This is a genomic window from Saccharothrix sp. HUAS TT1, assembly GCF_040744945.1.
In the GTDB taxonomy this organism is placed as follows: Bacteria; Actinomycetota; Actinomycetes; order Mycobacteriales; family Pseudonocardiaceae; genus Actinosynnema.
The window spans coordinates 5,504,260-5,530,742 of sequence record NZ_CP160453.1 but is presented as its reverse complement, the minus strand read 5'-3'; the positions used below and the strand labels follow the sequence as shown (position 1 = coordinate 5,530,742).

Below are 26,483 nucleotides of genomic sequence, written 5' to 3'. Positions count from 1 at the left end.
GGCAGCTACTCCCCCGCGTTGCGGTGCTCGCCCGATCGGATGACCTGGGTCCGGCGGTGCTCGTCGTCGAGGATGCTGAACAGCTCGCTGTCCGTGGCGTCGTCCAGGTCGTCCTCGGCCCCGCCCCGCCTGGCGGTCCACGACGCGAGCAGCGCTTCCAGCCGTGCGGCGACGGCGTCGTGGTCGACGTCCGCCGCGGTGTCCAGGGTGGACTTGAGCCGGTCCAGCTCGGCCAGCACCGGGTCCGGCGCGCTCGTCGCGAGCAGGCCGCGCAGGTGGTCGGCGAGCCGGGCCGGTGTCGGGTGGTCGAACGTGAGCGTGGCCGGCAGCCGCAACCCGGTCTCCGCGTCGAGCCGGTTGCGCAGCTCGACGGCGGTCAGCGAGTCGAACCCGAGGTCCTTGAACGCCCGGTCCGGGCCGACCGCGTCGGTGGACGCGTGGCCGAGCACCCGGGCCACCGCGTGGCGGACGAGGTCCAGCACGTCCCGGGTCGGGTCGGCGGTCCGCCGTTCGCGCGGGCGCACCATGGCGCGCAGCAGCGCGGGCGGGTCGCCCGCCCGGCGCAGGGCGGCCAGGTCGAGCCGGACCGGCGCGAGCACCGGCTCGCCCGCCGTGAGGGCGGCGTCGAACAGGGCCAGCGCCTCGTCGGTGGCCATCGGCAGCACGCCCGCGTTGGCCATCCGGTTGCGGTCGGTGTCGGTGAGCCCGCCGGTCATGCCGCTCTCCTGCGCCCAGTGGCCCCAGGCCAGGGACACGGCGGGCAGGCCGTTGGCGTGCCGGTGCGCGGCCAGGGCGTCGAGGAACGCGTTCGCGGCGGCGTAGTTCGCCTGACCCGGCCCGCCGAGCACGCCGGCGGCCGAGGAGAACAGCACGAACGCCTCCAGGTCGCCGGTCAGCTCGTGCAGGTGCAGCGCGGCGGCGGCCTTGGGCCCCCAGACGACGGCGAGCCGGTCGGCGTCCAGCGACTGCACCACGGCGTCGTCCAGCACGCCGGCCGCGTGCACGACCGAGGTGACCGGGTGCTCGGCGAGCAGCCGGGCGACGGCGTCGCGGTCGGCCACGTCGCAGGCCACCACCTCGACCTCGGCCGCGGCCAGGTCCGCCACCAGCTCGGCGACGCCGGGCGCGGCCGGACCGCGACGGCTGACCAGCAGCAGCCGGGTGACGCCGTGTTCGGCCACGAGGTGCCGGGCGACCGCGCCGCCCAGCGCGCCCGTGCCGCCGGTGACGAGCACGACGCCGTCCGGGCTGAGGGTGGACGGCAGCGGCGCCAGGTCGACGCGTTCCAGGCGCGGCACGTGGACCCGTCCGGCGCGGACCGCGAGCTGCGGCTCGTCGCCCGGGACCGGCGGGACGTCGTCGGTGTCGGTGTCGACCAGGGCGAACCGGCCGGGGTGCTCGGTGGCGGCGGACCGGACCAGGCCCCAGACGGCGGCAGCCCGCGGGTCCGGCACGTCCTCGCCCCGCACCGACACCGCGCCCCTGGTCACCACGACCAGGCGGGCCGCCGTGTCGCCGTCGGCCAGGAACTCCTGCACCGCGCGCAGCGCCCCGGCCGGGTCGGTGGCGTGGTGGTGGCGGTCGGACGTGCCGGGGGCGGAACCGCCCTCCAGCTCGGGCCAGGCGATCCGGTGGAGGGCCTGCGGCCGGGAGGCAGCCTGCGGCACGCGCAGGGTCAACGACTCGACGGTCGCGATCGGCTCACCGGACGGGGCGGCCAGGTCGACCCGGTAGGCCTGCGGACCGGTGGCCGACAGCCGGACCCTCGCCGCCGCGCGGCCCGTCGCCCACACCGTGACGCCGGTGAACGAGAACGGCATCTTGGCGCGGTCGTCGGCGACCGTGACGGCCTGGATCGCGGCGTCCAGGAGGGCGGGGTGCAGCGCGAACCGGTCGCCGTCGACGGGCAGCTCGACGTCGGCGTAGAGGTCGTCGCCGGACCGCCGGACCGCGCGCAGCCCCCGGAACGTCGGGCCGTACTCGAACCCGGCGTCGGCCAGCGCGTCGTGGAAGCCGTCGAGGTCGACGGGTTCGGCGCTCGGCTCGGTCCACCGGTCCGGCGGCGCGGGGCGCGCGCCCAGCAGACCGGTGGCGTGCCGCACCCAGTCGCCGCCCGCCCTGGAGTGCACCGCGACGGGCCGCCGCCCGGCCTGGTCGGGCGCGCCGACCGCGACCCGCACGTCGACCGCGCCGGTCAGCACCAGCGGCGATTCCAGCACCAGCTCAGCGACGGACGGGCAGTCCACCTGCTCGCCCGCCCGCACGGCCAGTTCCACGAACGCGGCGCCCGGCAGCAGCGCGGAGCCCAGGACGGTGTGCTCGCCGAGCCACGGGTGGGTCGTCGGGGACAGCTGCCCGGTCAGCACCACGCCCTGGTCGTCCGGCAGCTCCACCACCGCGCCCAGCATCGGGTGGTCGGCCGGGCCGAGCCCGGCGCCCGTGACGTCGGTCGGCGAGGTGGATGCCAGCCAGAACCGCTCGCGCTGGAACGCGTACGTCGGCAGCTCCGCGTGTCCCTTGGGGATGGCCCACTCCGCGCCCTCGACCCACATGCGGCCGAGGGCGGCGCGAATCCGTTCGGGTTCGTCGTGGTCGCGCCGCATCACCCCGTTGGGGACCAGTGTGGGGTGCGGTCCGATCTCCAGGAACGCCGTGACGCCGTTGGCGCGCAACCACTGCACCGCGTCCTCGAACCGCACCGCTTCCCGGGCCTGACGCACCCAGTAGGCCGCAGTGCTCACGTCGGACGGCTCGCCCGTGACCGTGGAGACGATCGGCACGGCCGGTGGGTGGTAGGTCAGGCTCTCGGCCACTCGCGCGAACTCGTCCAGCATCGGGTCCATGTGCGAGGAGTGGAACGCGTGGCTGACCGAGAGCCGCCGCGTCTCGTGCCCCAGCGTCTCCCACAGGTCGGCCAGCTCCAGCACCGCGTCCTCGTCGCCGGAGACGACCACCGACTCAGGCCCGTTCACCGCCGCGATGGTCACCCCTTCAGGCAGCGTCGCCGCTACCTCGGCCTCGGTGGCGCGGATCGACACCATCGCGCCACCGGGCGGCAACTCCTGCATCAACCGGCCACGTGCCGAGACGAGAGTGCAGGCGTCCTCCAAGCTCAACACCCCCGCGACGTGCGCGGCGGCGACCTCGCCCACCGAATGACCGACCAGGTGATCCGGCCTCAAGCCCAACGACTCCACCAAGCGATACAGCGCCACCTCGATCGCGAACAACGCAGGCTGCGTGTAGCGGGTCTGATCGAGGTCCACATCGGGCAGCGACAAGTCCAGACGGCCACACACGTCGTCCAAGACCTGCGCGAACACGGGGTAGGCATCGCGGAGGCGTTGTCCCATGCCGTGCCACTGGGAACCCTGGCCGGAGAACACGAACGCGGTCTTGCCGGTCCGCGCTTCACCGATCGGCGCGTCACCCCTGGCCAGGGCGTCGAGGTCGGCGGCGAGCGCAGCCGGATCGGTGAGGGCGGCCCGGTAGGCGAACCGCGCCCGGGTCGCCAGGGCCGCGCCGACCGCCGGGTCGTCCACGAACGCGCGCAGGCGTCGGGCCTGGGCGCGCAGTGCCTCCGGGGACTTGGCCGACAGCAGCCACGGCGCCGGTTCGGTCGTCTCGACGTCGGTCCCGGGCAGCTGTTCCAGGATCACGTGCGCGTTCGTGCCACTGATGCCGAAGGACGACACACCGGCCCGACGTGGCCGCCCGACGGCGGGCCAGGTCGTCGCCTCGGTGAGGAGCCGGACGTCACCGGCCTCCCAGTCGACGTGCGTGGTGGGCCGGTCGACGTGCAGGGTGCGCGGGAGCGTCCCGTGCCGCATCGCCTCGATCATCTTGATCACGCCCGCGATACCGGCTGCCGCCTGGGTGTGGCCGATGTTCGACTTCACCGACCCCAGCCACAACGGCACATCACGCTCAGCGCCATAAGTCGCCAGCAACGCCTGAGCCTCGATCGGGTCACCGAGGGTCGTACCCGTACCGTGCGCCTCTACCGCGTCCACATCGGACGGCTGCAGCCCCGCGTTCGCCAACGCCTGCCGGATCACGCGCTCCTGCGACGGGCCGTTGGGCGCGGTCAACCCGTTCGACGCGCCGTCCTGGTTCACCGCACTGCCCCGCACCACAGCCAGAACCCGGTGACCGTTGCGACGCGCGTCCGACAGCCGCTCCAGCAGCACCAAGCCGGACCCCTCGGACCAGCTGGTGCCGTCGGCGGCGTCGGCGAACGACTTGATCCGGCCGTCCGCCGCCAGCCCTCGCTGCCGCGAGAACTCCACGAACCCGGACGGATTCGCCATCACCGTCACGCCACCGGCCAGCGCCAGCGTGCACTCCCCCGACCGCAGCGCCTGCGCCGCCAGGTGGATGGCGACCAGCGACGACGAGCAGGCCGTGTCCACCGACACCGCCGGCCCTTCCAGCCCGAGCAGGTACGAGACCCGACCGGACGTCACGCTGGTGGCCGTGCCGGTCGACAGGTAGCCCTCCAGGTCGGGCGGCTGGGCGCCGCCGCCGTACCCGGACGACCAGATGCCGGTGAACACCCCCGTTCTGCTGCCCCGCAACGACGTCGGGTCGACACCCGCGTGCTCGAACGCCTCCCACGCCGTCTCCAACAGGATGCGCTGCTGCGGATCCATCGCCATCGCCTCACGGGGTGAGATCCCGAAGAACTCGGCGTCGAACCCGGCCACGTCGGTCAGGAACCCGCCGGAACGGGTGTAGCTGGTCCCGGGCGCGCCCGACGGGTCGAACAGCCGGTCCAGGTCCCACCCGCGATCGGTCGGGAAGTCGCCGATCGCGTCCACCCCCTCGGACACCAACCGCCACAGCTCCGCCGCCGAACCGACCCCGCCCGGGAACCGGCACGCCATGCCCACCACCACGACCGGGTCGTCGGTGGAGGCGGCGGCGACCGGCGCCACGACCCGGCGCTCCTGCCCGAGCAGGAGGCCGCGCAGGTGGGTGGCGAGGGCGGTCGGCGTCGGGTGGTCGAACGTGACGGTCGCGGGCAGCTTCACGCCCAGCGCCGCGGCCAGCCGGTTGCGCAGCTCCACCGCCGTCAGCGAGTCGAACCCGAGGTCCTTGAACGCCCGGTTCGCGGCGACGCCGTCGGACCGCCCCAGCACCACGGCGGTGTGCGAGCTGACCAGGTCCAGCACCAGGGCGTGCTGCTCGGCCTCGGGCAACGCCGTGAGCCGGTGCGCCAGGTCGGTGTCGGCGATCCGGCGCGCACGCCGCGTCAACCCGCGCAAAGCGGGCGTGGCGAGGTCGAGCCGGGCGGGCACCAACGCGGGCGCGCCGTCGGCCAAGGCGGCGTCGAACAGCGCCAGCGCGTGCTCGGTCGACATCGGCACCACGCCGGACCGCTCCAGCCGGCGCTGGTCGGCCTCGGTGAGGTGCCCGGTCAAGCCGCTGGCCTGCTCCCACTGACCCCACGCCAGCGACACCGCCGGCAGGCCGAGCGCGTGCCGGTGCGCGGCGAGGGCGTCCAGGAAGGCGTTGGCGGCGGCGTAGTTGCCCTGGCCGGGACTGCCCAGCACCCCGGCGGCCGAGGAGAACAGCACGAACGCCTTCAGGTCGCGGGTCAGCTCGTGCAGGTGCCAGGCGGCGTCCACCTTGGGCCGCAGCACGTCGTGCAGGCGTTCCGGGGTCAGCGACGCCACCACGCCGTCGTCCAGCACACCCGCCGCGTGCACCACGGCGCACAGGTCGGGGATCGTGGCGAGCACGTCGGCGAGCGCCGCCCGGTCCGTGACGTCGCACGCGACGACCGACACGTCCGCGCCCTCGACCTCCACCTCACCGCCGCTGCGGCTGAGCAGCACGAGCCGCCGCACGCCGTGCCGGGCGACCAGGTGCCGGGCCACCAGCACGCCCAGCGTGCCGGTGCCGCCGGTGATCAGCACGGTGCCGTCCAGTTCCAGCGGGCGTGCCGCGCCGGGCGCCCGGTCCAGCCGGGGTGCGAGCACCGCGTCACCGCGGACCGCCACCTGGAACTCGTCGGCGTGCGCCCGGACCTCGCCGTCGTGGTCCACGTCGACCAGCGCGAACCGGCCGGGGTGCTCGGCCTCGGCCGCCCGCACCAGGCCCCAGACCGAGGCCGCGGCGAGGTCGGTCACCTCACCCGGCCCCGCCGCGCCACGCGTGACGATCGTGAGCCTGCCGTCGTCCGAGGTGCGCAGGAAGTCCTGGACGACGGCCAGGGTCTCGGCGGTCAGGGCGTGCGCGGCCTCGACCGGGTCCGCGCCCGGCTCGCCGACCACGTGGTGCACGGCCGTGTCCGACGACGTCGAAGGGGTGACCGGGACCCAGTCGAGGCGGAACAGGCGGTGGTCGCGGGCCTGGAAGTCCGCCGTCATCGGCCGCACGGTGAGCGCGTCCACCACGGCCACCGGTTGGCCGGTGTCGGTTGCGAGCAGCACGCGGTAGGTGTCGGGGCCGGTCGGCGTCAGATGCACGCGGGCCGCCGACACCCCCGTCGCCAGGATCGCCAGCCCGGCGAACGAGAACGGCAGCCGACCGGCCGCGACCAGCGTCAACGGCTGCAGCGCGGCGTCGAGCAGCGCCGGGTGCAGGTCGAACCCGTCGCGGACGTCCAGGGCGACCTCGGCGTAGAGGTCGGCGCCCCGCCGCCACACCGCCCGCACGCCCTCGAACGCGGGGCCGTACTCGTAGCCGCGGGCCGCGAGGTCGTCGTAGAAGCCGGTGAGGTCGACGGGTTCGGCGTCCACCGGCCACTCCAGGACACCGGTCGGGGGTGGTTGGACGCCGAGCGCGCCGGTGGCGTGCCGCACCCAGTCGCCGTCGACCCGCGAGTGGATGGTGACCGCGTTCGAGGCGTCCACCACGACCTGGACCAGCACCGGGTCCTGCCCGGACAGCACCAGCGGCGCTTCCAGCAGCAGCTCGTCCAGCACGGGCCGACCGACCTGGCCGCCGGCCCGCAGCGCCAGTTCCGCGAAGCCGGTGCCCGGCAGCAGCACCGAGCCGTGGACGGCGTGGTCGGCCAGCCACGGGTGGGTCGCCGTCGACCACCGCCCGGTCAGCACGACGCCACCGCCGTCGGCGAGCTCCACGGCCGCGCCGAGCAGCGGGTGGTCCGCCGGCTCCAGACCGGCCGCCGTCACGTCGGCGTTCCCCGGCCCGGGGGTCAGCCAGTAGCGCTCGTGCTGGAACGGGTAGGTCGGCAGGTCGACGTGACCGGCGGCGGGCAGCGGCCAGTCGACGTCGACACCGGCGACGAACAGGCGTGCGGCCGAGGCGGTGAAGTCCGCCTGGTCGCGGCGCAAGGTGCCGGTGGCGACGGTCGCGCCGTCCAGGGCGGGCACCAGCACCGGGTGTGGGCTGACCTCCACGAACACGTCGTGCCCGGTGGCCAGCAGCGCGTCCACGGCCAGGTCGAACCGCACCGGTTCACGCAGGTTGCGGTACCAGTAGGCGGCATCGGCGGTCTCGACCGGGCTGTTGGTCACCGTCGAGTGGAACGGGATCCGGGCCGGCAACGGCTCGATGTCGGCCAGCTCGGCCAGCAGCCGTTCCCGGACCGCCTCCACCTGCGCCGAGTGCGCCGCGTAGTCCACCGGGAGGACCCTGGCCCGGATGCCGTCGGCCTCGCAGGCCGCCACCAGTTCGGCGAGCGCGGCCGGTTCGCCGGAGACCACGACGGACTCCGGCGCGTTGACCACCGCGATCGAGAGCCGGTCGCCCCAGCGGGTCAGCAGTTCCGAGTCGGGCGGCAGGCTCGCCGCGACCATTCCGCCTCGACCGGCTATGGCGACAAGAGCCTTGCTGCGCAACGCGACTACGCGCGCGGCGTCCTTCAGTGACAGCGCTCCGGCTACATATGCCGCCGCGATCTCACCTTGCGAGTGACCCACGACCGCATCCGGCTCCACACCGCGTGACCGCCACAACGCCGCCAACGACACCATCATCGCGAACAACGCCGGCTGCACCACATCAACCCGATCCAACGAACCGCCGTTCAACACCTCCACCAACGACCAATCCGTATGCGGCGCCAACGCCTCGGCACACGCATCGACCGCATCCCGAAACACCGACTCCGCCGCGTACAACTCACGACCCATACCAACCCACTGCGCACCCTGACCCGGGAACACGAACACCGACTTGCCCAACAGCGAAACCGTGCCCGTCACCAAAGCCGGATGCTCACGACCCTCCGCCAACGCACCGAGAGCCGCCGGGTCCAACACCACCGCACGATGATCAAAACGCGCTCTACCTGCGAGGACGTGTGCCACGGCGGCAGCGGAGCCGGCCGAACTCGTGAGCCGACGAGCCTGGTCGCGCACCGCCTGCTCGGACTTGCCGGTGATCACCCACGGGACCCGCTCGGCCACCGGTTCCGGCTCCACCTCGGCGTCGGGCGCCTGCTCGATGATGAGGTGGGCGTTCGTGCCGCTCACACCGAACGACGACACGCCCGCGCGGCGGGGGTGGTCGGTCTCCGGCCACGACACGGTGTCCGTGAGCAGCCGCACGTCACCGGCCGTCCAGTCCACGTGCGGCGACGGCTCGTCCACGTGCAACGTCTTCGGCAACCGCCCGTGCCGCAGGGCCATCACCATCTTGATCACGCCCGCGACACCGGCTGCCGCCTGGGTGTGACCGATGTTCGACTTCACCGACCCCAGCCAGAGCGGTTCGGAGCGGTCCGCACCGTACGTGGCCAGCAACGCCTGAGCCTCGATCGGGTCACCAAGAGTCGTACCCGTGCCGTGCGCTTCCACCGCGTCCACATCGGACGCTCGCAGGCCGGCGCTCGCCAACGCCTGCCGGATCACCCGCTCCTGCGACGGACCGCTCGGCGCGGTCAACCCGTTCGACGCGCCGTCCTGGTTCACCGCACTACCACGCAGCACCGCCAGCACGCGGTGACCGTTGCGGCGGGCGTCCGACAGGCGCTCCAACAGCACCAAACCCGCGCCCTCGCCCCAGCCCGTGCCGTCGGCGGCGGCGGCGAACGGCTTGCAGCGACCGTCGGCCGCCAAGCCCCGCTGCCGGGAGAACTCGGTGAACCCCAGCGGGTTCACGATCACCGTGACGCCACCGGCCAACGCCAGGTCGCACTCACCCGACCGCAGCGCCTGCGCCGCCAGGTGCATCGCCACCAGCGACGACGAGCAGGCGGAGTCCACCGACACGGCCTGACCGCGCAGCCCGAGCAGGTAGGCGACGCGACCGGACGTGACGCTCGGCGAGATGCCGGTAGCCAGGTAGCCCTCGGCGTCCCTCGGGGCCTGCTCGACCACACCCCCGTACCCGGAGGACCACAGGCCGGTGAACACGCCGGTCTGGCTGCCGCGCAGCGACGTCGGGTCGATGCCCGCGTGCTCGATGGTCTCCCACGCGGTTTCCAGCAGCACGCGCTGCTGCGGGTCCATCGCCAACGCCTCACGTGGCGAGATGCCGAAGAAGTCGGCGTCGAACCCGGCCGCGTCACGCAGGAAGCCACCCGAACGGGTGTAGCTGGTCCCGGGGTGGTCGGGGTCCGGGTGGTAGAGGCGGTCCAGGTCCCACCCGCGATCGGTCGGGAAGTCGCCGATGGCATCCACGCCCTCCGACACCAGCCGCCACAGGTCGTCCGGCGACTCGACGCCACCGGGCAGCCGACAGCCCATGCCGACGATCACGATCGGATCGGCCTTGGTGGAGTCGTCCACCGCCTTCACCACCGGCGCGGCGACTGCCGGACGTGCGCCGGTCAGCTCCAGCCGCAGGTGCTCGGCCAGCTCGTCGGGTGTCGGGTGGTCGAAGACCAGGGTCGCGGGCAGCCGCAGACCGGTCGCCGCGGCCAGCCGGTTGCGCAGTTCCACGGCGGTCAGCGAGTCGAACCCGAGGTCCTTGAACGCCAACCGGGGCTTGATCGCCGACGCGTCGGCGTGCCCGAGCACGGCCGTGGTGTGGGTGGTGACCAGGGACAGCAGGTCGGTGTCGGCGGCGGGCGGCGCGGGCAGCGCTCGCGGACCCCTGGTGGCGAGGTGCGCGGTCGTCACGGCGGGCTGTCCACCGGCCAGGGCGGCGTCGAACAGCGCCAGCGCCTGCTCGGTCGTCATCGGCGCGATGCCGGCGCGGGCGAAGCGCTCCTTGTCGGTGGCGGTGAGGTGCGCGGTCATCCCGCTGGCCTCGGCCCAGTAGCCCCACGCCATCGACACGGCGGGCAGGCCGAGCGCGTGCCGGTGCCGGGCGAGGGCGTCCAGGTAGGAGTTCGCCGCCGCGTAGTTGGCCTGCCCGGGGTTGCCCAGCACCCCGGCGGCGGCGGAGAACAGCACGAACGCGTCGAGGTCGGCGGTCAGCTCGTGCAGGTGCCACGCGCCGTCCACCTTGGGCCGCAGCACGCGGTCCAGCTGCTCGGGGGTGAGCCCCTGCACCACCGCGTCGTCCAGCACGCCGGCCGCGTGCACCACGGCGGTCAGATCGGGGATCGACGCGACCAGCTCCGCGACCGCGTCCCGGTCCGACACGTCACACGCGACCACCCGCACGTCCGCGTCCAGCTCCGGCGGTTCACCACCGCTGCGGCTCACCAGCACCAGCCGCCGAACACCGTGCCTGGCCACCAGGTGCGCCGCCAGGGCGCGGCCGAGCGTGCCCGTGCCGCCGGTGATCAGCACCGTGCCGTCGGCGAGCCGGGGCACGGTGAGCACCAGCTTGCCGACGTGCCGCGCCTGGCTCATCAGCCGGAACGCGTCCACCGCCCGCCGAACGTCGGTGGTGGCGATCGGCGGCAGCCGCAGCACGCCCTCGGCGAACAACCGCAGCACTTCGGCCAGCACGTCACCGAGGTGCCCGGGGTCGGCGTCGTTGAGGTCGAACGCCCGGTAGTCGACCCCGGCGGGGTCGCGGACGTCGGTCTTGCCCATCTCCACGAACCGGCCACCCGGCGCGAGCAGCCGCAGCGACGCGTCGGTGAACTCGCCCGCGAGCGAGTTCAGCACCACGTCGACCCGGGGAAAGCGCTGCCCGAACTCCACCGTCCGCGACGACGCGATGTGGTCGTCGTCCAAGCCGAGGTCACGCAGGACGTCCCACTTGCCGGGGCTCGCCGTGGCGAACACCTCGGCGCCCAGGTGCCGGGCCAGTTGGATCGCGGCCGTGCCGACGCCGCCCGCACCCGAGTGGATCAGCACCCGGTCGCCGGGCCGAATGCGGCCCAGGTCGACCAAGCCGTGCCACGCGGTCAGGAACGCCACCGGCACGGCCGCCGCCCGCGCGAACGACCAGCCGTCCGGGATCGGGGCGAGCAGCCGGTGGTCGGCGACGGTCCGGGGGCCGAACACGCCCGCCGCGAGGCCGAGCACCCGGTCACCCGGCCGGAACCGGTCGACGTCCGGGCCGACGTCGAGCACCACGCCCGCCGCCTCGCCGCCCAGCAACGCCTCGTCCGGGTACATCCCCAGCGCGATCAGCACGTCGCGGAAGTTCAGGCCCGCCGCCCGCACCCCGATCCGCACCTGACCGCGCTCCAGCGGCGTCTCGGCCACCTCGGCGAACGCCAGGTCGTCCAGGCTGCCGGTGCCGGACTCGACCAGCCGCCACGAGCCGTCCGGCGACGACGGCCGCGAGGTGAACGGCGCCTGCCGGGGCACGAGGACCGCGCCGCCGCGGATCGCCAGCTCCGGTTCGCCACCCGCCACCGCCGCCGCGTCCAGCGCCTGCTCCGGCGTCGCGTCCCGGTCCAGCCCGACCAGGGTGAACCGGCCGGGGTGCTCGGCGGCGGCACTGCGCACCAGCCCCCGGACCGCCGCGCCCGCCGGGTCGTCCGCCCGGGTGGGCACCACCAGGCGCACCCGCTCGTCGGACGCCAGGAACTCCTGCACCACCCGCAACGCCTGCCGGGTGAGGACGTGCGCCGACTCGGCGTCCGGCCGCCCGGTCAGCAGCGGCGCGAGGCGCACGGGCACCGGGGCGGACGCCGTCAGCGGAACCCACTCGGTGCGCAGCAGGGTCGTCCGGGTCTCGGCGGCGGACCGCACGGTGAGCGTGTCGATGTCGGCGACCGGCCCGCCCGCCGGGTCGGTCACGGTGACGGTGAAGGCGTCCGGTCCCGTGCGGGACAGGTGGACCCTGGCCGTCGAGACGCCCGGGGCGTGCACGGCGATGCCGGTGAAGCTGAACGGCAGCCGCAACCGGCTGTCCGGGTGCAGCAGGATCACCGGTTGCAGCGCGGCGTCCAGCAGCGCCGGGTGCAGGCCGAACTTCGCGCCGTCCGGCACCGACACCTCGGCGAACACCTCGTCCTCGCCGAGCCACAGCGCCCGCACGCCCCGGAACGCCGGGCCGTACTCGTAGCCGAGGTCGGCGAGGTGGTCGTAGAAGCCGGCCGGGTCGACGGCTTCGCCACGCGGTTCCCAGGCGGTCGGGGTCGCGGTCTGCGCCCGGCCGAGCGTCCCGGACGCGTGGCGGACCCACTCGCCGTCGACGCGCGAGTGCACGGTGACCGGGCGGCGGTCGGCGTGGTCCGGCGCGCCGACGGACACCTGGACGTGCGCGGGGCGTTCGGTCACGGTCAGCGGCACGTGCAGCACCAGGTCCGTGATGACCGGGTGACCGAGGGCTCGACCGGCCTCGGCTGCCAGCTCCACGAAGGCCGTGCCGGGCAGCAGCACCGTGCCGTCGACGGCGTGGTCGGCAAGCCACGGGTGCGTGCGGGTGGACAGCCGTCCGGTGGACACCGCGCCTTGGTCGTCCGGCAGCTCCACGGACGCGTCCAGCAGCGGGTGGCCCAGCGCGGAGTCGGTCGCGCTCGGCATCAGCCAGTACCGCGTGCGCTGGAACGGGTAGGTCGGCAGGGCGACCCGGCCGGACGTCGGCCTCGGCAGCGGGAAACCGTTGACGACGAGGGTGGCCAGGGCGAGGCGGAAGTCGCTCTGCTCCCGGCGCAGGGTGCCGGTGGCGACGGCGGGGTCGTCCAGTGCGGGCACCAGCACCGGGTGCGGGCTGACCTCCACGAACACGTCATGACCAGCGGCGATCAGAGCCTCGGTCGCCAAGTCGAACCGCACCGGCTCACGCAGATTCCGATACCAATACGCCGCGTCAACGCTCTCGACCAACCCACCGGTCACCGTCGAGAAGAACGGCACACTCCCCCGCACCGGCACGACATCGGCCAGATCAGCGAGCAGCTGGTCTCGGATGGCCTCAACTTGGGCCGAGTGGGCGGCGTAGTCCACCGGGATGCGCCGAGCGTTGACACCCTTCCGCTCACACAACGCGACCAGCTCGTCCAACGCGGCCGACTCACCCGACACCACCACCGTGGATGGGGAGTTGACCGCCGCGACCGTCAGCCGATCACCCCACCGAGCCAACAACTCCGAGTCGGGCGGCAAGGTCGCCGCGACCATCCCGCCCTGACCCGAGATCGCCACCAAAGCCTTGCTGCGCAACGCGACTACGCGCGCGGCGTCCTTCAGTGACAACGCTCCGGCTACATATGCCGCCGCGATCTCACCTTGCGAGTGACCCACGACCGCATCCGGCTCCACACCGCGTGACCGCCACAACGCCGCCAACGACACCATCATCGCGAACAACGCCGGCTGCACCACATCAACCCGATCCAACGAACCGCCGTTCAACACCTCCACCAACGACCAATCCGTATGCGGCGCCAACGCCTCGGCACACGCATCGACCGCATCCCGAAACACCGACTCCGCCGCGTACAACTCACGACCCATACCAACCCACTGCGCACCCTGACCCGGGAACACGAACACCGACTTGCCCAACAGCGAAGCCGTGCCCGTCACCAAAGCCGGATGCTCACGACCCTCCGCCAACGCACCGAGAGCCGCCGGGTCCAACACCACCGCACGATGATCAAAACGCGCCCGACCTGCCAGAGCGCGCCCGATCCCGGTGTGCTCACCTGGGTTCGCGGCGAGGAAGTCGGCCAGTCGCCGAGCCTGCTCCCGCAACGCCTCCGGTGTCTTGGCCGACAGCAGCCACAACGGGTCGGGCTCGTCCTGGGCGTCCTGCTCGGGCGCCTGCTCGATGATGGTGTGCGCGTTGGTGCCGCTGATCCCGAACGCGGACACCGCCGCCCGCCGGGGACGACCGGTGTCCGGCCAGGCGGTGGAGTCGACCAGCAGCCGGACGTTCCCGGCGTCCCAGTCCACGTGCGGCGACGGCTCGTCCACGTGCAACGTCTTCGGTAATCGACCGTGCCGGAGCGCCATCACCATCTTGATCACACCGGCAGCGCCCGCCGCCGCCTGGGTGTGGCCGATGTTCGACTTCACCGAGCCCAGCCACAACGGCTCATCACGTTCAGCGCCATAAGTCGCCAGCAATGCCTGAGCCTCGATCGGGTCACCGAGGGTCGTACCCGTGCCGTGCGCCTCTACCGCGTCCACATCGGACGGCTGCAGCCCCGCGTTGGCCAGCGCCTGCCGGATCACGCGCTCCTGTGACGGACCGTTGGGCGCGGTCAACCCGTTCGACGCGCCGTCCTGGTTGACGGCCGTTCCCCGGACGACGGCCAGCACGTGGTGACCGTTGCGGCGGGCGTCGGACAGGCGTTCCAGCAGCAGCAGGCCCGCGCCCTCGGCCCAACCGGCGCCGTCGGCGGCGGCGGCGAAGGACTTGCTGCGGCCGTCCGGCGCGCTCGCGCCCTGCCGGGACATCTCGGTGAACAACGACGGTGTGGCGTTGACCGTGACGCCACCGGCCAGTGCCAGCGTGCACTCCCCCGACCGCAGCGCCTGCGCCGCCAGGTGCAACGCCACCAGCGACGACGAGCAGCCGGTGTCGAGCGAGAGCGCCGGTCCGACCAGGCCGAGCAGGTAGGCGGGCCGACCCGAGCCGATGCTGCTCGCCGTGCCGGTGACCTGGTAGCCCTCCAGGTCGTCCGGCACCGGCCCGGCCGCGTACCCGGTGGACCAGATGCCGGTGTAGACGCCGGTCTGGGTGCCCTGCAACGACGTCGGGTCGATGCCCGCGTGCTCGAACGCCTCCCACGCCGTCTCCAACAGGATGCGCTGCTGCGGATCCATCGCCATCGCCTCACGGGGTGAGATCCCGAAGAACCCCGCGTCGAACCCGGCCGCGTCGGCCAGGAACCCGCCGTGCCGGGTGGACGAGGTGCGAGGGCGGGCCGAGGTGGGGTCGAACAGCCGGTCCAGGTCCCAGCCGCGATCGTCGGGGAACCCGCCGATGGCGTCCACGCCCTCCGACACCAGCCGCCACAGGTCGTCCGGCGACTCGACGCCACCGGGGAACCGGCAGCTCATGCCGATGATCGCGATCGGCTCGTCGGTCGCCGCCGCGACCGCGGTCGCCACCGCCGCGCGCTGCCCGCCCAGGTGCGCGGCGAGCCGTTCGGGGGTCGGGTGGTCGAAGACCAGCGTGGACGGCAGCCGGCGGCCCAGGGCGGTGGTGAGGCGGTTGCGCAGCTCGACGGCGGTCAGCGAGTCGAAGCCGAGGTCCTTGAACGCCTGGCGGGTGTCGATGGCCTCGGGCGAGGTGTGGCCCAGCACGGCCGCCGTGTGGGTGGTGATCACGTCCAGCAGGTCGGCGCCGGCCGGCCCCGCCTGCTCGGCCGGTTCTTCCCGGACCCGCGCCTCGGGCAGGTCGGCGAGCAGCCCGCTCGGCCGCAGGCGGGTGAAGGCGGGTGCGAACTCCGCCCAGTCGACGGGGGTGACCACCGCGTGCGGCACGTCCTGGTCGAGCACGTCGCGCAACGCGGCCAGCGCGCGTCCGGACGCCATCTCGCCCAGGCCGAGCAACCGCCGCTGCCGCTGCACCGACTCCAGCGCGGCCATGCCGCCCTCGGCCCAGATGCCCCACGCCACCGACGTGGTCGCCCTGCCCCGGGCGCGGTGGTGCGCGGCGAGGGCGTCGAGGAACGCGTTGCCCGCCGCGTAGGCCGCACCGTGGCCGTCGCCCCAGACACCGGCGGTGGACGAGAACAGCACCAGCGCGTCCAGGTCGGGCAGCAGGTCGGCGAGGTGCGTCGCACCGGCCACCTTGGCGGTGACCACGTCGGCGAACCCGGCCAGGTCGTCCTCGGCCAACCGGCCCGACCTGATCACGCCGGCGGTGTGGAAGACCGACCTGACCTCGCCGACGTCGTCCAGCAGGGCCGCCAGGGCGGTGCGGTCCGCCACGTCGCACGCGGCCACCGTGACCCGCGTGCCGGACGCCGTCAGCTCGTCGCGCAGCTCGACGGCTCCGGGGGCGTCCAGCCCGCTGCGGCTGACCAGCACCAGGTGCTCGGCGCCCTGCCCGGCGAGCCACCGGGCCACCCGCGCACCGAGCGCGCCCGTGCCGCCGGTGACGAGGGTGGCGCCCTCCGGTCGCCAGCTGCGGACCGGCGGTGCGGGTCGGGCCCGGCGCAGCCTGCGGGCGAAGACGCCTTCGGCGCGGACCGACACCTGGTCCTCCCGGCCGCCGATCACGGCGAGCAGGCGGCGCACGCTCAGCGGGTCCGGCGTGGCGGGCACGTCGACCAGCCCGCCCCACCGGTCGGGGAACTCCAGGGCGGCCGACGTGCCCAGACCCCAGGTCAGGGCCTGTCCGGGGTGGTCGCCGAACGCGCCGCTGGTCACGCACCACAGCGGCGCGGCGTGCTCCCGCACCGCCGCCAACGTCCGGGCCAGGCCCGTGGGCACGGCCGGGTGGTCCGGGTGCGGCGACTCGTCCAGCGCGAGGAACGACAGCACGCCGTCGACGCCGTCCGCCGCGTCGACCACCTCGACACCGCTGTCCCGCAACGCTTCCACCGTCGCGTCGACCCACGGGTGGTCGCCGTCGGGCCGCAGCACCAGCCACCGCCCCGCCGGGGTGGAGGTGGCCGACACCGGGGCCCACGTGACCTCGTACCGCCAGGGGTCCACGACGGGCGCGGCGGAGGTGAGCCAGTAGGTCTCGCGCTGGAAGGCGTAGGTGGGCAGGTCGACGCGGCCGGGTGGTGGCAGCGCGGGCGCCCAGTCGACGTCCGCACCGGCGACGAACAGCCGTCCGGCCGCCGTGAGGAATTCCTCGATCCCGCCTTGGTCTCGACGCAGGGTGCCGGTGGCGACGGCGGGGTCGTCCAACGCGGGCACCAGCACCGGATGCGGGCTGACCTCCACGAACACGTCATGACCAGCGGCGATCAGAGCCTCGGTCGCCAAGTCGAACCGCACCGGCTCACGCAGATTCCGATACCAATACGCCGCGTCCACAGTCTCGACCAGTCCACCGGTCACCGTCGAGAAGAACGGCACACTCCCCCGCACCGGCACGATATCGGCCAGATCAGCGAGCAGCTGGTCCCGAATGGCCTCCACCTGCGCCGAGTGGGCGGCGTAATCCACCGGGATGCGCCGAGCGTTGACACCCACCCGCTCACACAACGCGACCAGCTCGTCCAACGCGGCCGACTCACCCGACACCACCACCGTGGACGGGGAGTTGACCGCCGCGACCGTCAGCCGATCACCCCACCGAGCCAACAACTCCGAGTCGGGTGGCAAGGTCGCCGCGACCATCCCGCCCTGACCGGCTATCGCGACGAGAGCCTTGCTGCGCAACGCCACCACACGCGCCGCATCCTCCAACGACAACGCGCCAGCCACGTAAGCCGCCGCGATCTCGCCCTGCGAGTGACCGACCACGGCGTCCGGCTCGACGCCGAACGAGCGCCACAGCGCCGCGAGCGACACCATCATCGCGAACAGCGCGGGCTGCACCACGTCGACGCGATCCAGCGGACCGCCGTTCAACACCTCCACCAACGACCAGTCCGTATGCGGCGCCAACGCCTCGGCACACGCGTCGACCGCGTCACGGAACACCGACTCGCTCGCGTACAACTCACGACCCATGCCGACCCACTGGGCACCCTGACCCGGGAACACGAACACCGACTTGCCGGTGGTGGTCGGCGGGGCGGTGAGCAGTTCGGCCCGGTCCGCGCCCAGGAGGACCGCGCGGTGGCGGAAGCGGGTGCGGGTGGCGAGTTCGCCGGCGATGGCGGCGGCCGACACGTCCGGGTGGGTGAGCGCGTACTCGCGCAGCCGGTCGACCTGCGCGTGCAGTGCGGCCTCGGTCTTCGCGGTCACCAGCCACGGCGCCGGCCGGTCCTCGACCTCGACCGGCGCGGGGTCGTCCGGGGCCTGCTGGAGGACGACGTGGGCGTTGGTGCCGCTGATGCCGAACGCGGACACCGCCGCCCGCCGGGGGCGATCCCCCGTCGGCCAGGTGGTGGCCTCGGTGAGCAGGCGGATCTGCCCGGCCGTCCAGTCGACGTGCGGTGTCGGCTCGTCCACGTGCAACGTCTTCGGCAGCCGGCCGTGGCGGAGCGCCATCACCATCTTGATCACGCCCGCGACACCGGCGGCGGCCTGGGTGTGGCCGATGTTCGACTTCACCGAACCCAACCACAACGGCTGTGGGCGGTCCTGGCCGTAGGTGGCCAACAACGCCTGCGCCTCGATCGGATCACCCAACGTCGTGCCGGTGCCGTGCGCCTCCACCACGTCCACATCGGACGGTCGAAGCCCTGCGTTGGCCAACGCCTGCCGGATCACCCGCTCCTGCGACGGACCGTTCGGCGCGGTGAGGCCGTTAGACGCGCCGTCCTGGTTCACCGCACTGCCGCTCACCACCGCCAGCACGCGGTGGCCGTTGCGACGCGCGTCCGACAGCCGCTCCAACAGCACCAAGCCGGACCCCTCAGACCAGCTGGTGCCGTCGGCGGCAGCGGCGAACGGCTTGCTGCGGCCGTCCGGCGCGAGCCCGCGCTGCCGGGAGAACTCGGTGAAGATGATCGGGGTCGCCATCACCGTGACGCCGCCGGCCAGCGCCAGGTCGCACTCCCCCGACCGCAGCGACTGCGCCGCCAGGTGCAGCGCCACCAGCGACGACGAGCACGCCGTGTCGACCGACAGCGCCGGGCCGCGCAGGCCCAGGTGGTAGGCGACCCGGCCGGAGGTCACGCTGGTCGCCGTGCCGGTGACCAGGTAGCCCTCCACGTCCTCCGGCACCGGCACGCCGACCGCGTACCCGGACGACCAGATGCCGGTGAACACACCGGTCCGGCTGCCGCGCAGCGTGGTCGGGTCGATGCCCGCGTGCTCGAACGCCTCCCAGGCCGTCTCCAGCACCAGGCGTTGCTGCGGGTCCATCGCGACCGCTTCGCGCGGCGAGATGCCGAAGAACGCGGCGTCGAACCCACCGACGTCGCCGAGGAACCCGCCCTCGGCGACCGAGCTGGTGCCGCCGCTGCGCAGCTCCGGGTCGTGCAGCCGGCCGAGGTCCCAGCCCCGGTCCGCCGGGAAGTCGCCGATCGCGTCCACCCCGTCGGCGACCAGCCGCCACAGGTCGTCCGGCGACTCCACCCCACCGGGGAACCGGCAGCCCATGCCGACGATGACGATCGGATCGGCCTCGGCGGGGTCGTCGTCCACCGCCGCGACCGGGTCCGGCACGTCGACCGCGACGCCGCGCAGGTGCGCGACCAGCGCGGCGGGCGTCGGGTGGTCGTAGATCAGGCCCGACGACAGCCGCAGGCCGAGCGCGCTGTTGATGCGGTCGCGCAGCGCGACGCCCATGACCGAGTCGAAGCCGAGGTCCTTGAAGGTCAGCGCGGGGTCGACGTCGGCGGCGTCGGCGTGCCCGAGCACGGCGGCGATGGCGGCGTTGACGTGGTCGGCGGGATCGGCGGTCGGCTCGGGCGCCGCCTCGGGCGCGACGTCGCCGAGCCAGTGCGACCGGCGTTGGAAGGCGTAGGTGGGCAGGTCGACGGGTGCGGTGGTGGCCGGGAACGCGCGGGTGAGGTCGACGTGCCCGCCCGCCGCGAACACCCGGCCCAGCGCGGTCAGGAACTCGGCCCGGCCGCCCCGGTCGCGGCGCAGCGTCCCGGTGACCAGGCTGCCCCGCTCCACCGCGGGCGCCAGCACCGGGTGCGGGCTGACCTCGACCAGCACGTCGTGGCCGTCGGCCGCCAGCGCGGCGGTGGCCAGGTCGAACCGGACGGGTTCGCGCAGGTTGCGGTACCAGTAGTCGGCGTCCAGCCCGGTCGGGTCGAGCAGGCCGCCGGTGACCGCCGAGTAGAACGGCACCTCCCCGGCCAGCGGGCGCACGTCGGCGAGGTCGGCGAGCAGCCGCCGGCGAATGCCGGACACCTGCGCCGAATGGGCGGCGTAATCCACCGGAATGGCGCGCGCCCTGATGCCGGCGGCCGCGCAGGCGGCCGACAACTCGGCCAGCTCAACGGGAGAACCGGACACCACCACGGCGTCCGGCGCATTCACGACGGCAACTGTCAAGCGGCCATTCCAGCGCGCCACGAATTGTTCGGCCTCAGCCACCGGCAGTGTGACGGAAGTCATTCCGCCCTGTCCAGCCAATGAGACGAGGGCGCGGCTGCGCAATGCGACCACGCGAGCCGCGTCGGGCAACGACAATGCGCCGGCGACGTGGGCGGCGGCGATTTCGCCCTGGGAATGGCCGACGACCGCGTCCGGTTCCACGCCGTAGGACCGCCACAGCGCGGCCAGCGACACCATCACGGCGAACAGGGCGGGCTGCACCACGTCGACCCGGTCCAGCGCCCCGCCGGTCAGCACCTCGACCAGCGACCAGTCGGTGTGGGGCGCGAGCGCGGCGGCGCAGGCGTCGACGCTGTCCCGGAACACCGGTTCGCTCGCGTACAGCTCACGCCCCATGCCGACCCACTGCGCGCCCTGGCCGGGGAACACGAACACGGTCCGGCCCAGGTCAGCGGCTCGGCCGGTGATCAGGTCGGGGTCCGGTCGGCCTTCGGCGAGGGCGGTGAGCGCGTCGGTCGGCACGTCGCCGACGAGGACGGCGCGGTGGGTGAAGTGGGTGCGGGTGGTCGCGAGCGCGTGACCGACCTCGGCGGGTGACGATCCCGGCCGGTCGGCGAGGTGGTCGCGCAGCCGCTCGGCCTGCGCGCGCAACGCCCGGTCGGTCTTGGCCGAGAGCACCCAGGGCACCGGACCGGGCTCGGCCGGGGTGGCCGTCGCCGCTGCCCCGACCGGGGGTTGCGCGACCACCACGTGCGCGTTCGTGCCGCCCATCCCGAACGCCGACACCCCGGCGACCAGCGGCTGGTCGGCGCGCGGCCACGGGGTCAGCTCGGTCTGGACCCGCAGCTTCAGCGCCTCGAACGGGATCTCGGGGTTCGGCGTGACGTGGTTCAGGCTGGCCGGCAGCATCCGGTGGCGGATGCTCAGCACGGTCTTCAGCAGGCCGACGACACCGGCCGCGCCCTCCAGGTGGCCGACGTTCGTCTTCGCCGAGCCGACCAGCAGCTCGGTGGCGCGACCGGCGTGCGCGGCGCCCAGCCCGGCGGCCTCGACCGGGTCGCCGACCGGGGTGCCGGTGCCGTGCAGCTCGACGTACTGCACCTCGTCGGGCCGGACGCGGGCGCCGGCCAGGGCCGCGCGGACGACCTCGGCCTGCGCCTCGGGGCTGGGCACGGTGAGGCCGCGGGTCGGGCCGTCGTTGTTCACCGCGCTGCCGAGGATCACCGCGTGCACCGGGTCGCCGTCCGCGAGCGCTCGGGCCAGCGGTTTCAGCACGACCACGCCGCCGCCCTCGCCGCGGGCGAAGCCGTTGGCCCTAGCGTCGAAGGTGTGGCTGCGACCGTCCGGCGACAGGCCGCCGAACTCGACGCCGCTCGCCTCCCGGCCCGCGGTCAGGTTCAGGTTCACCCCGCCCGCCAGCGCCACCGCGGTCTCGCCCCGGCGCAGGCTCTCCACCGCCAGGTGCACCGCGACCAGCGCGGACGACTGCGCCGCGTCCACGGTCAGGCTGGGGCCGCGCGCGCCGAGGAAGTGCGACACGCGGTTGGCGATGACGCCCCGGTTCGTGCCGGTCATGGTGTGCGGCGTGACGTGCGCGGGGTAGCTCAGCGCCGTGTAGTCGTCCCAGGTCGCGCCGATGAACACTCCGGTCGCGCCGCCGGTGAGCGTGCCGGGGACGATCCGCGCGTCCTCCAGCGCCTCCCACGCCAGCTCCAGCGCGAGCCGCTGCTGCGGGTCCATCGCGGCGGCCTCGCGGGGCGAGATGCCGAAGAACGCCGCGTCGAAGGCGTCGACCCGGTCGAGGAAGCCGGCGGGCAGGTCGCCCGCCCGGTCGGGCGGCGGCGCGGTGATCGCGTCGCGGCCGTCGCGCAGCAGCCGCCAGAAGGCGGCCGGGTCCGGCGCCTGGGGTAACCGGCAGGACATTCCGACGATCGCGATCCGGTCGTCTTCGCGCAGCATTTCCCCACCCATCGGGCCACCCTCTTGCGCTCGCGAGAATTCGAGTCGGTTCCCGGACGAAAGCAAATACGGCCCGCCCCACCGCAGCACCTGACAGTTTTCCCCCGGCGGTGGAGAAAGAACGTCCTGAACGTACCTCGGTTTCGAACAGCCGGCTACCGGGCGTATCGAGTAGCTGAGATCACGCATCGGTTTTCCGATCGTGCTACTGGCACCGCGGGCGCGGTTCGGCTTCAATGCGGCCGGCCGGTGTTCGAGAGCGCGTCGGCGGACCTGCCGCCACCGTGCCGACGGCCCAACCGGCCCCGCGCCGACGGCCCAACCGCCGCCGTCGAACGGCGCGAAGGACAGCAGCATTGAAGTAGTCGGCCCGGCTGGTCGCCGAGGACATTGAGTCGACCGAACTCCACCGGATGCGACGAGGTGACCGCCCATGGTCCATGCCCGGCCCGTCATCGGGACCGACCGCCCGACCAATCGAGGACGACTGATCGCCGGCAGCGCGATCGCCGGCGTCCTGCTGTCCGTGCTGTGGTCCTACGAGTTCGTGGACCACGTGATCGGCGCGAACGTGGCCAACGCGCTGCTCGGCGAGGACGCCGCCACCGCTTCTCTCGCGAGCACGGCCGCCGGCCTGGTGTTCGCGCTCGTCTCCGGCATCGCGGGCACGTTCACCGCGTGCAACATCGCCATGGCCGCGTCGATCGGGCCGATGAGTCAGGCCGGCGGACCCGCGCAGGGCACGTTGAGGGCCCTGTTGCGCCCGTTGGGCTTCTTCACGGCGGGCATGGTGGGCGTGTCGGCGGCCTACGGCGCGGTCGGTGTGCTGATCGGCACCAGCCTGCCGCAGCTGTCCAGCGCGACCATCGGCACGATGCCGGTGCGGCTGGTGCAGTCGGCCGTCGTGTTCGGCGTCGTCGGCCTGGCGATGACCTACCTCGGCCTGGCCGCCCTCGGTGTCGTGCCGGACCTGTTCCGCGACCGGCCGGTGGCCCGGGTGGTGGTGCTCGGCGCGCTGGTCGGCGCGTTCCTGATCGGCCGTCCCTACCCCATGTTCATCAAGCTGTTCCGATCCGCGGTGGAGTCCGGCAACCCGCTCTTCGGGGCGGGCACGTTCGTGCTCCAGTCCGTCGGCAACGTCCTGCTGGTCGTCATCGTGTTCGCGGCGCTGGCCCTGGGCACGAAGGGCCGGTTCCTGCGCTGGTTCAGCAACAACCCCCGCCGTTCGACCGTGGTCAGCGCCGCGCTGCTGATCGCCCTCGGCGTGTTCCTGCTCGTGTACTGGGACGTCCGCGTCCCGTCGATCTTCGGGATCGGCTGGTTCCCGACCATGCCCTACAACTGACAGAGGAGCTGATCGTGTCCGCGACAATTGCTGCCCCGATGACGAGGGCGGACTCCCACATCCGGAACGGGGTGTTGGCCGGACTCGCCGGCGGCGTCGTGTTCGGGCTGCTGATGGCCGGCATGGGCACGCTGCCCATGGTGGGCATGCTGATCGGCGTGGAGAACGCCTTCGTCGGTTTCCTGGTGCACATGGTCATCTCGGCCATCGCCGGCGTCGTGTTCGCCGTGCTGACCCGCAAGATCGGCGGCCAGGTGCCGCCGGTGTACGCCGCCAGCATGCTGTACGGCGTGGTCCTGTGGGTGCTCGGCGCGCTGGTGATCATGCCGCTGTGGCTGAGCGTCACCGCCGATCCGATGATGAGCGACATGGTGTTCGTGGTCGGCGGCGCCCAGTGGGTCAGCCTGTTCGGCCACGTGTTCTTCGGCATGACGGTGGGCGCGACGCTGCTCACCCTGCGCGGCCAGGCCCGGTAGCGGCCGCCGCCGTCCGGCCACGTCGCGCCCCTTCGCGACGTGGCCGGACCCGCACTGCGGGACCACGCAGCCCGAGATCCGCGCGGCGCGGGTTAGCGTGCACCCATGGCGCACATCGACCTCGGCTTGGACGAGACCCTGTTCCCCGGCATCACGGGCCCGATGAGGTTCCGACCCGAGACGGCCAAGCCGCTCAACGAGCTGGCCGAGGTCCTGCTGCGCGCGCCGAACTCACTGCCCGCCGGCGAGCGGGAGCTGATCGCGGCTTACGTGTCCGGGCTGAACGAGTGCACGTTCTGCTGCAGCTCGCACTCGGCGTTCGCCGCCGCGCAGCTGCACGAGGGCATGACGCTGGTGCAGCAGGTGCGGGCGGACCTCGACGCCGCGCCGATCGGGGACAAGCTGCGCGCGCTGCTGCGGATCGCGGGCGCGGTGCAGGAGTCCGGCCGCAAGGTCACCTCGGACCTGGTCGAGCAGGCCCGCGCGCAGGGCGCCACCGACGTCGAGATCCACGACACCGTGCTGATCGCGGCGGCGTTCTGCATGTTCAACCGGTACGTCGACGGCCTCGGCACGTTCGCGCCGACCGAGCCGGGCGCCTACGACGCGTCCGCGCAGCGGATCGTCGAGCAGGGCTACGTCGGGTCGGTCTAGCACTCCGGCCGCGCCGCGTGACCGCGCGTCCGGGAGGACTCGCCTCTCGGCCGTGCCAACGCGTTCTCAGGCCGTGGCCTCGTCGCAGGATGACGCGGTGACGGCGGTGACGGCGGCGGTCGACTCCGCAACTGGCGGACCACCGGAGGCGAGCCGGGTCCCGTCACAGGTGCCGGCCCGATGGACACGTGCCGGCCAGGCGATCACACCGGCACGCCGACCCCGGCTACCGGTCCTCGGCCGCCACGGCGGCCCGGCGGCGCAGCCGGACCAGCGGGTAGGACAGCAGCACCAGCGCCACGAACGGCACGCCGACCTTCCACGCCGGGCCGAACGCCTCGGTGAACGCCGTCGCGGCCAGCACCAGCACCACGTACAGCAGGCTCAGCACGGTCGTCAGCGGCGCGCCGGGCAGCCGGATCGGCGACGGCGGCAGGTCCCGGCGCGCGCGGCGGAACGCGAGGTGGCTGACGAAGATCAGCATCCACGCCACCATGCCGCTGAACATCGCGATGCCCAGCAGCACCGGGAAAGCCGCGTCCGGTGACAGCGCGGCGGCCACGGCGGCGGCGCCCAGGCCCGCGGTCGACGCGAGCACCGCGTTCACCGGGGTGCCCCGCTCGGTCACGGCGGCGAGCACGGGCGGCGCGTAGCGGTCCAGCGCCAACGAGTGCATGGTCCGCGAGGCGAGGTAGAGCGTGGTGTTCGCGGCGGACAGCGCGGCGGTGAGGATGACCAGGTTCATCACCCCCGCCGCGGCGGGCACGCCGATCGAGGCGAACAGCGTCACGAACGGGCTCTCCGCGATCCCGTCCACCGAGGCGGCCCGCGTCCACGGCACGATCGCCACGATGATCCCGGTGGCCAGCACGTAGAACAGGGACAGGCGCAGCACCACCCGCCGGGCCGCGCGCGGGATGTCCCGGCCCGGGCTGCGCGACTCGGCGGCCGTCATGGCCACCGACTCCACGCCGCCGTAGCTGAACGTCGCCACCGTCACCGCCAGCAGCACGCCGACCAGCCCGTTGGGCATGAACCCGCCGTGCGCGGTCCACGCCGACAGCCCGACCGCGTTCTGCCCCGGCAGCCCGAACACCACGTACAGCCCGCCCAGCACCAGGAACACGACCAGGGCCGTCACCTTGACCATCGCGAACCAGTACTCGACCTCGCCGAACAACCGCACGGCGGCGAAGTTGACCGCCAGGATCGCCAGCGAGAACAGGCACACCGACGTCCACAGGGGCACCTGCGGCCACCAGTACCGGACGTACAGGCCGGCCGCGACCACCTCGCCGCCGACCGTGATCACCTGGGTGGCCCAGTAGCACCAGCGCTGCACGTACCCGGTGAGCGGTCCGGCGTACCTCGTGGCGACCGCGCCGAACCCGCCCGCCTCCGGGTGCACCACGACCATCTCGGCCACCGCGTACACCAGCGCGACCGCCGCCAGCGCGCCGACCAGGTACACCAGCACCACGGCCGGGCCCGCCATCGAGATCGCCAGCCCGGAGCCGAGGAACAACCCGGTGCCGATCGTGCCGCCGAGCGAGATCATGCCGATCTGCCTGCTCGTCAGCTGCCGGCGCAACCCGCCGTTCACGTCGTCCGCCAAGGCGTCCTCCGCCAGTCGCGCCGTCTTCGGGCTCGCGACAGTGCCAGGCCGGTCCCGGCGCCGTCCGCGCCGGACGTGCTTCCTATACGGCTGCCCGAAGGTATCGGTCCTCAATGGATCTCCCGGGC

5 protein-coding genes are annotated in these 26,483 nt (G+C 73.5%); 3 read left to right on the top strand and 2 right to left on the bottom strand.

Annotated elements, in window-relative coordinates; translation table 11 throughout:
• Positions 1 to 5: 5 nt before the first annotated feature.
• Entirely contained in the window at positions 6 to 22,277 is a 22,272-nt protein-coding gene (locus AB0F89_RS24800) for an SDR family NAD(P)-dependent oxidoreductase (RefSeq protein ID WP_367127976.1), read from the bottom strand.
• A gap of 421 nt (positions 22,278 to 22,698) precedes the next feature.
• Here AB0F89_RS24800 and AB0F89_RS24795 point away from each other — a divergent pair, with 421 nt between their 5' ends.
• From AB0F89_RS24795 to AB0F89_RS24785, 3 genes are all read left to right on the top strand, one after another.
• Entirely contained in the window at positions 22,699 to 23,610 is a 912-nt protein-coding gene (locus AB0F89_RS24795) for a hypothetical protein (protein WP_367127975.1), read from the top strand.
• Between the two features lie 14 nt (positions 23,611 to 23,624).
• On the top strand, positions 23,625 to 24,086 hold the full coding sequence (locus tag AB0F89_RS24790) for a hypothetical protein (RefSeq protein WP_367127974.1): 462 nt from the start codon (positions 23,625 to 23,627) through the stop codon (positions 24,084 to 24,086).
• Between the two features lie 105 nt (positions 24,087 to 24,191).
• Positions 24,192 to 24,740, top strand: coding sequence for a carboxymuconolactone decarboxylase family protein (locus AB0F89_RS24785; RefSeq protein ID WP_367127973.1), 549 nt, complete (start codon positions 24,192 to 24,194; stop codon positions 24,738 to 24,740).
• Between the two features lie 226 nt (positions 24,741 to 24,966).
• Here AB0F89_RS24785 and AB0F89_RS24780 read toward each other — a convergent pair whose 3' ends face one another.
• Positions 24,967 to 26,355 carry an amino acid permease gene (locus tag AB0F89_RS24780; RefSeq protein ID WP_367127972.1) on the bottom strand — a complete coding sequence of 463 codons (1,389 nt, stop codon included), beginning with the start codon at positions 26,353 to 26,355 and terminating at the stop codon, positions 24,967 to 24,969.
• Between the last annotated feature and the right edge of the window lie 128 nt (positions 26,356 to 26,483).